General features: G+C 53.9%; 6 protein-coding genes. 2 read left to right on the top strand and 4 right to left on the bottom strand.

The features are described 5' to 3' along the window. Nucleotides 1-200: 200 nt before the first annotated feature. Nucleotides 201-1,184, bottom strand: coding sequence for an aldo/keto reductase (locus tag PsWM33_RS11840; protein ID WP_063300373.1), 984 nt, complete (start codon nt 1,182-1,184; stop codon nt 201-203). 73 nt (nt 1,185-1,257) lie between these two features. Here PsWM33_RS11840 and PsWM33_RS11835 point away from each other — a divergent pair, with 73 nt between their 5' ends. Beyond that, nucleotides 1,258-2,181, top strand: a complete 924-nt coding sequence (locus tag PsWM33_RS11835) for a LysR family transcriptional regulator (protein ID WP_244276688.1) — start codon at nt 1,258-1,260, stop codon at nt 2,179-2,181. Nucleotides 2,182-2,191: 10 nt separating this feature from the next. Here PsWM33_RS11835 and PsWM33_RS11830 read toward each other — a convergent pair whose 3' ends face one another. From PsWM33_RS11830 to amaB, 3 genes are all read right to left on the bottom strand, one after another. Continuing rightward, on the bottom strand, nt 2,192-3,376 hold the full coding sequence (locus PsWM33_RS11830) for an NAD(P)/FAD-dependent oxidoreductase (RefSeq protein ID WP_063300372.1): 1,185 nt from the start codon (nt 3,374-3,376) through the stop codon (nt 2,192-2,194). A 174-nt stretch (nt 3,377-3,550) separates the two neighbouring features. Next, nucleotides 3,551-4,750, bottom strand: a complete 1,200-nt coding sequence (locus PsWM33_RS11825) for an acyl-CoA dehydrogenase (protein WP_057463143.1) — start codon at nt 4,748-4,750, stop codon at nt 3,551-3,553. Between the two features lie 12 nt (nt 4,751-4,762). Then, a complete protein-coding gene (gene amaB / locus PsWM33_RS11820) occupies nt 4,763-6,301 on the bottom strand; it encodes an L-piperidine-6-carboxylate dehydrogenase (protein WP_063300371.1) in 1,539 nt (512 codons plus the stop codon). Nucleotides 6,302-6,611: 310 nt separating this feature from the next. Between amaB and PsWM33_RS11815 the strand changes: the two genes are divergently transcribed. After that, nucleotides 6,612-7,535, top strand: coding sequence for a LysR substrate-binding domain-containing protein (locus PsWM33_RS11815; protein ID WP_063300370.1), 924 nt, complete (start codon nt 6,612-6,614; stop codon nt 7,533-7,535). Nucleotides 7,536-7,568 lie beyond the last annotated feature (33 nt).

Below are 7,568 nucleotides of genomic sequence, written 5' to 3'. Positions count from 1 at the left end.
CCATGCGGTCACGTTTGAAGTTCGGTTCACCGGACCACTGGAAAGATACGTTACTTCTCCCAATAGCCCCACCCAGCCCACGCCTCACCGACGGACGGTCCGCCAGCAGCCCGTTGCGTGGGCATGTCTCTCAGAGTATGGGAGAAAACTGGGAGGGGAATAAGTTTTATGGATTACTCAGTGTTGCTCTGAAAGCCTGCTTAGGCATTAACGCCCTTCATACCTTCCGGAGTGTATCTCTCGCCCGCTACAGGGATGCGTGCAATCGCATCTTCCAGTGCGTGCACCTCCTCTGTGGACAGCTCAATGTCAGTGGCAGCAGCGTTCTCTTCCAGATACTTCAGTCTCTTCGTGCCCGGAATTGGCACGAAATCGTTCCTTTTTGCCAGCAACCACGCGAGGGAGAGCTGTGCAGGTGTGCATTTCTTCTGGTGTGCGGCCTCTGTTATCACTTTCCTGATGCCCTCATTGACGAGCAGTGCGGCTTTCGAAAATCTTGGCAGATTCGCGCGAAAGTCGCCCTCTTCAAACTCCGTTTCTGAGTTCACACTACCCGTCAGGAACCCTCTCCCCAAAGGAGAGTAAGGGACAAACCCAATGCCAAGCTCACGGCATGCAGGCAAGATCGCGTTTTCGACGTCACGAGACCACAGTGAGTATTCTGTCTGAACAGCTGCAATTGGATGAACCGCATGCGCCCGGCGCAGCGTGCTCTCGTTGATCTCACAAAGCCCGATATTGCCAATCTTACCCTCCTCAACCAGGCGGGAGAGCTCGCCCATGACATCCTCAACGGGTTGCTCCGGGTTAACGCGGTGGACGTAGTAAAGATCAATGTAATCAAGCCCCAAACGCTTCAGAGAGGCCTCACAAGCCTGCCGCGCATATTGCCGACTATTCTCGATCGTCCGCTTGTATTCGCCGGGTTTCCGATTGATGCCGAACTTTGTTGCGATCTTGAGAGGTGCTTTCGTTTCCTTCAAAAAACGGCCAATCAGCTCCTCATTGTGGTGAGGGCCATACATGTCAGCCGTATCGAAGAAATTTATGCCCAGTTCAACGGCTCGTGCCATCACCTCCAAGGACACGCTGTCATCGTGTGAGCCATAAAACTCACTCATCCCCATGCAGCCCAGACCAAGCGCTGAGACGTTAAGTTTAGATCCAAGTTGGCGAGTTTTCATCAGAAGCTTCCTTGTGTTGCTGCTGAATACTTGCCATCTTTCAAAGATGGAAAATACGAGCAAAAATGGAAAGTTGATTTCCAATAATGGAAATAAGCTACTGCATGATCTCGTCTGGGACGATACGAAAGCCTTCCTCGCTGTCGCGAGAACAGGAACGCTCAGCGCCGCTGCTCAACGCCTGAGCATCGGTGTCGCAACCCTGTCGAGAAAGGTTGATCGCCTCGAAGAAACGCTGAAAATACCTTTGTTCGTAAGGCATCAATCCGGTTATCAGCTCACAGAGGATGGCCGCGACCTGCTGGCAAAGGCTGAAGCATTGGAAGCAGCGGCCTCGGCATTTGCTTCAGAAGCGAAGGCCCAGGCTGGGATTTCCGGAAAACTCCGCCTAGCTACAGCAGAAAACATGGCTACCCACCTGATTTTGCCTGCATTGCCCGAGCTGCGCACCAGCTATCCGGACCTGCACATCGAAATCCTGACCGACGTGAACTCAGTGAACCTGCACCGCCGTGATGCAGATCTCGCCATACGGATGGTGAAACCGGAAAGCGGCAATGTCACACTTCGTCGCTTGGGAACGCTCGGCTTCGGCCTTTATGCAAGCAAAGAATATCTGCTCAAGCGGACCGAACTCGAAAAGCCTGAGAGCTATGAGGACGATGACTGCATATCCTGGAGTGAAGCGCAGGCTCACCTTGCCGCAGCACAATGGATTCGACGTGCTTTAAAAGGCCGCGAGCCTGCAGTTTTAACCTCATCACTCGCGACGCAAGTGGTCGCTGCCAAAGCCGGGCTCGGTCTTGCGGTTCTCCCTCACTTCCTTGCAGCAGAAGCCGGGCTTGTCTGCGTGGAAGCCAACATCGGCGTTGATCAACAAATCTATCTGGTCATGCATTCTGATCTCGCCCATTCCCCCCGAATGCGCGTCATGGCAGACTTCCTCGCCGACCTGATCATCAAAAACCGAGCCAGATTAAGCGGCCCACCTCAGTAGGCCGCTCTTCTTAAACCACATTCCGCTCAATCAGCGGATTGTTTGCGGTCAGGCGCTCAACACCAAGCTCAGAAAGGTCCAGCGTTTCATAGCGGCCTGTTACGATATGTTCGGCAAGGCCGCGTCCCACCGCCGGGCTTTGCTGAAGGCCGTGACCGGAGAAGCCCAGCGCGATGTAAAAGTCTTCAATGCCAGGCACCGGACCCGTAAATGCGTTGTGATCGAACAGGTTCACATCATAATGCCCTGCCCATGCGGCGCCGGGCTTGATGGCTTCAAATGCAGGAATGCGATTGGCGAGTGTTGGCCAAAGGTGTTCCTCAAAGAAGGAATAATCGACATCATAGTCAAAGGAATCCGGATCTTGCTCTTCATCCGGTGAGCTGCCGCAGATAAAGCCTGTCCCTTCAGGGCGCACATAGGTGCCATTTGGATCAACCAGCAACGGCAGACCAGAAACCTCATCGCGGCATTCAAAGGTGAAAATCATGCGCTTTTTGGAGTGCACTGGAGCATCAAAGCCAGCTTCCATGCAAATCTGAGTACCACCTGACGCCCCAGCTGCATTCACCACAACACCAGCTTCCACCTGCTCTCCGTTGGAGAGCGTCAAAATCCAGCTGCCCCCCATGATCTTTTCAAGATGAACCACTTGATACGGCTCATAAGGCACGTTCAGGGAGCGCGCTTTGCGGCGAAACGCCTGCATCAGGCCATAACCGTCAAACCAGCCTTCGCCGGACAGGCCGTGACAGCCAGCAGAAAGATCAGAGACATTGAGCCACGGAAATTTGGCTTTCAGCGCATCAGCATCCAAAAACCCAATATCCGCACCCATCTTCTGTTGAAGCGCGTGGTTCTCTTCCAAAATGCTGCGCTTGTCTGGCGTTGCGAGAAAAAGATAACCGCCCTCAACCAAGTCAATGCGTGGCTGTTCGCCATCAACTTCCAGAAGACTGCCAATATCGCGCAGGAAATCGATGCCATAGAGCGAAATGTCGATGTTCACGGCAGAGGAGAACTGTTGGCGAATAGAAGCGGCAGAAAGCGCCGAAGCGCAATGTTGGTAAGACGGGTCTTTCTCAAAGACCGCAATGCTACCCTTGAAGTCGTCGCGTTGTGCAAGATGGTACGCCACCGATGATCCGATGACAGCCCCCCCAATAATAGCAACATCCACTGAAGCTATCGCCATAGTCACACCTGAATACTGAGAAATGAAAAGGGTAAGAACCGACGCCCGAAACAATTAGGCGGGTATTTGCGAGCGCCGGTCTAAAAGGGAGACGAAACGCCTCCCAAGAGCATCAAGCGTAATCTCAAAAAAGGCCTCCCAGCACTTTCACGAGATTACAATGCTAATCAGGGCTTAAAAGAAAGCCTGAAGGCCAGTCTGCGCACGACCCAAAATAAGGGCGTGAACGTCATGCGTACCTTCATAAGTGTTGACGGTCTCAAGGTTCTGAGCATGGCGCATCACCATGAACTCCTCGGAGATGCCGTTACCACCGTGCATGTCACGTGCCTGCCGCGCGATATCCAGCGCCTTGCCGCAGTTGTTGCGCTTCACGATGGAAATCATCTCAGGAGCAACGCGGCCTTCGTCAAACAGACGGCCAACACGCAGGGAAGCCTGAAGACCAAGGGTAATCTCGGTCTGCATGTCTGCCAGCTTCTTCTGGAACAGCTGTGTCTGTGCCAGAGGACGGTTGAACTGCTTGCGATCCATGCCGTACTGGCGAGCACGCATCCAGCAATCTTCCGCAGCGCCCAGCGCACCCCAGGAGATGCCGTAGCGAGCGCGGTTCAGACAGCCGAACGGACCTTTCAGGCCAGAAACGTTAGGCAGCAGAGCATCTTCACCCACTTCCACGTTGTCCATCACGATTTCACCGGTGATGGAAGCACGTAAGGAAAGCTTGCCCTCAATCTTAGGGGCTGAAAGACCTTCCATACCCTTTTCAAGAACGAAACCGCGGATCTGGTTGTCATGTGCTTCAGACTTCGCCCAAACCACAAACACATCTGCGATTGGAGAGTTGGAGATCCACATCTTGGAACCAGTAATACGGTATCCGCTCTCGGTCTTCACAGCGCGGGTGCGCATACCAGCCGGGTCAGACCCTGCATCCGGCTCAGTCAGACCAAAACAGCCAACATATTCACCAGAAGCAAGCTTCGGCAGATACTTCATGCGTTGCTCTTCAGAGCCGTAGGCGTAGATTGGGTACATCACCAGCGAGGACTGCACACTCATCATGGAGCGGTAACCACTGTCCACGCGCTCTACTTCGCGGGCAACAAGGCCATAAGCCACGTAAGAGGCGCCTGAACCACCGTATTGCTCTGGAAGGGTCACGCCAAGTAGGCCCTGCTCGCCCATCTCGTTAAAGATGGAGCGATCAGTCTTCTCTTCGCGGTAAGCTTCCATCACACGTGGCAGAAGCTTTTCCTGAGCGTAGGCACGCGCGCTTTCCATGATGAGAACTTCGTCTTCATTCAACTGGTCGCGCATGAGGAACGGGTCTTCCCAATTGAAGACGCCTCCGCCGGTTGGATCACTACTCATGCTCAAAATTCCTTATTCAACGTCAAACTTCACACCCTGCGCCAATGGAAGGGCGCCAGAGTAGTTGATGGTATTGGTCGCGCGGCGCATGTACGCCTTCCAGGCATCAGAGCCCGCTTCACGGCCACCACCAGTTTCCTTCTCACCACCGAATGCGCCGCCGATTTCAGCGCCGGACGGGCCGATATTGACGTTTGCAATGCCGCAATCAGAGCCAACAACAGAAACGAAGGTTTCAGCTTCACCGACGTCTTTGGTGAAGACGGAAGAAGACAGACCAGCACCAACACCGTTCTGGATCTCAATCGCTTCATCAAAGTCGCTGTAGCGAACGACGTAGAGGATCGGAGCAAAAGTCTCTTCCAGCACAGGACCAACCTGACCAGGCATTTCAACGATTGCAGGCTGAACGTAATAAGCATCAGGATACTCATCCGCCATCACGCGCTGACCACCATGCACGGTGCCGCCAGCAGCTTTCGCAGCTTCCAGAGACTTCTGCATGTTGTCGAAAGCGTCTTTGTCGATGAGCGGACCGATCAGCGTGCCTTCTTCGGTTGGGATACCGATCTTCACAGAAGCGTACGCCTTGATCAGACGTGGGATCAGTGCATCATAAACACTGTCATGCGTGATCAGACGGCGCAGAGTAGTGCAACGTTGGCCACAAGTACCCATTGCAGAGAAGGCTACGCCGCGCAGGGTCAGATCCAGATCAGCAGACGGGGTCACTATTGCTGCGTTGTTGCCGCCCAGTTCAAGGATGGACTTACCGAAACGCTCTGCAACACGCGGACCAACCTGACGACCCATACGAGTGGAACCAGTCGCGGAGATAACAGGCACGCGCTTGTCATCGACCAGTGTCTCACCGATTTCACGGCCACCTACGATAACTTCCAGCAAGCCCTTCGGTGCATCATCACCAAACTTGGCAACTGCACGCTCAAACAGCGCAGCACATGCCATGGCTGTCAAAGGAGACTTCTCAGATGGCTTCCAAACAACGGAGTCACCACAAACGAATGCAAGCGCCGCGTTCCAGGACCAAACCGCAACCGGGAAGTTGAACGCGGAGATCACACCAACAACACCGGATGAGTGCCAGGTTTCCATCATACGGTGACCCGGACGCTCAGTCGCGATGGTCAAACCGTACAGCTGACGGGAAAGACCAACTGCGAAATCGCAGATGTCGATCATTTCCTGAACTTCGCCCAGACCTTCAGAGGTGATTTTGCCTGCCTCAAGGCTCACCAGCTTGCCAAGGTCGTCTTTATAAGTGCGAAGCTCTTCACCCAGCAGGCGAACCAGCTCACCACGACGAGGTGCAGGCAGCTTGCGCCACTCTTTAAAAGCATCGTGAGCACGACCAATTGCAGCGGTGGTTTCCGCGGCGCTGTCTTCTTTGATCATCGCCAGTGTTTCACCGGAGTTTGGAGAAGTCGCAGCAAGTGTGCCACCTTCCAAAGCAGCGCGGGCAACACCCATACGCTCCATGAGTTCAATTGTTTCTTTTGCGAATTGCGCGGTATCCAGACCTACGGTCATTGAAGCCCCCAAAGAGTTAGAAACAGTCAGTTCGAAATTTGAGCAGAGTTTCTCTTGTCCTGTTCACGGGTAAAAGCTACGTCTTTTCCATTATTCATTCGCATATGGAATGACTGATAATTTCGTCTTGATCTTGCGTCTCGAAGAAAACTGCTTAAAATCAGTAAGATAATTATGGGTGGCGACCTGTTTAAGGTCCTGTTTTAAGAAGGAGATGATGCCAGATAGAACGAAATTTGTTCGTGCTGGTTGTGCCTAACCTCGCGATTTCAGATGTTTCGAGCTGTCCACGGCATCATGAGAGGTCAGGATGAAGCGTGGTTTTATCCCCCCGATAGACTGTTTGATCGCATTCGAAAGCGCAGCGCGGCACGGCAGTTTCACGCGTGCAGCTGAAGAATTGTTCCTGACGCAAGGCGCAGTCAGCAAACAGGTGCGCCTTTTGGAAGGCCGCTTGGGTGTTGAGCTGTTCAAACGGATTCGCCAGCGGATTGTTCTGACAGATGCTGGGCGTATCTACCTGCACGACATCCGCGGCACGCTGGAAAAGATGACCAGCGCCACCCGTCAGGTGATGTCCTTTGCAGGCAGTGAGGATGTGCTCAACGTCGCCGTACTCCCAACTTTCGGCACGCGTTGGCTCGCCCGTCGCCTTCCCCGTTTCCACGAGCGCTATCCGGAAGCCAGCTTCAACCTCTCCGTCAGACTACGCCCATTCGATTTCTCGGTAGAGCCGTTCGACGGCGCCATCCATTATGGCGAACCTGTCTGGGCAGGCGCCATTGCGGAGCCGCTGTTTCAGGAAGAGGTCATTCCAGTTGCCTCTAGAGCATTTCGCGACAGACACAGCCTGCGTACGCCGGAAGATCTGATTGATGTTATGCGCCTGCACCAGTCAACACGGCCAGATGCATGGCAAAAATGGTTCTCGCTGGCAGGTGTAGAAACAGACGGCGCCTTTCAGGGCCCGCGTTTTGATCAGTTCACCATGATCTCACAGGCAGCCGCCTCCGGCTTGGGCGTAGCACTGGTGCCAAAGTTCTTCATTGAGGAAGAGCTCGCCGCAGGAACACTGGTCCGCCTGTTCGACATCAGCCTAAAACTCTCCTCCGCCTACCACTTCGTCTACCCGGAAAACCGAACCCTGCGCCCAGTCGTAAAGTCCTTCAAAGCATGGCTCCAGGAAGAAGCCCACGAACAGCAGTTGGACCGGGAGACGCTGTTACCGCAGTAGATAATGGAGCACTTTTTATCCATTCAAGAGTTG

The organism is Pseudovibrio sp. WM33, assembly GCF_001623165.1.
GTDB lineage: Bacteria > Pseudomonadota > Alphaproteobacteria > Rhizobiales > Stappiaceae > Pseudovibrio.
Note: the sequence above shows the minus strand (reverse complement) of the source record. Positions and strands in the feature narration are given on the sequence as shown.

Coding starts and splice junctions, on each gene's coding strand:
- PsWM33_RS11840 (WP_063300373.1), bottom strand. CDS start 1,184: ATGAAAACTCGCCAACTTGGATCTAAACTTAACGTCTCAGCGCTTGGT.
- PsWM33_RS11830 (WP_063300372.1), bottom strand. CDS start 3,376: ATGGCGATAGCTTCAGTGGATGTTGCTATTATTGGGGGGGCTGTCATC.
- PsWM33_RS11825 (WP_057463143.1), bottom strand. CDS start 4,750: ATGAGTAGTGATCCAACCGGCGGAGGCGTCTTCAATTGGGAAGACCCG.
- amaB (WP_063300371.1), bottom strand. CDS start 6,301: ATGACCGTAGGTCTGGATACCGCGCAATTCGCAAAAGAAACAATTGAA.
- PsWM33_RS11815 (WP_063300370.1), top strand. CDS start 6,612: ATGAAGCGTGGTTTTATCCCCCCGATAGACTGTTTGATCGCATTCGAA.